The following is a 320-nucleotide window of genomic DNA, read 5'->3' as shown; positions in this document are numbered from 1 at the left end:
TTCAAGATGAGTAATGAAAGCAGAAAAAAATCCGAAAGGACCTGACTGAAGAAGAAAGCGGTGAATCCCGTGAGGAGCTTCGGCAGGGCAGAATTCATCTCTGGCACAAGAGGAAGATACAAATCACGTAAAGAGAGGTAAAAAAATGTTGGAACAGCTGCTGTCACGGGAAAATCTTCTGCAAGCCTTAAAGCGTGCTGAAGCGAATAAAGGAAGTCATGGCGTAGATGGGATGTCCGTAAAATCCTTACGAGAACACATCGTACAAAACTGGCAAACCTTGCGGCAATCGATAGAAGAAGGAACCTATGAACCGAGCC

The 320-nt window shown here is 45.0% G+C and carries 1 pseudogene; it reads left to right on the top strand.

Features of this window, described 5'->3' with window-relative positions:
- Positions 1 to 145: 145 nt before the first annotated feature.
- Positions 146 to 320, top strand: a pseudogene (locus CA598_RS33280) (group II intron reverse transcriptase/maturase); the annotation flags it as partial.

The organism is Paenibacillus sp. VTT E-133291, assembly GCF_002264395.1.
Taxonomy (GTDB): Bacteria; Bacillota; Bacilli; order Paenibacillales; family Paenibacillaceae; genus Paenibacillus_AQ; species Paenibacillus_AQ nitricinens.
The sequence above is the reverse complement of the archived record's forward strand: the minus strand, read 5'-3'. Positions and strand labels throughout refer to the sequence as shown.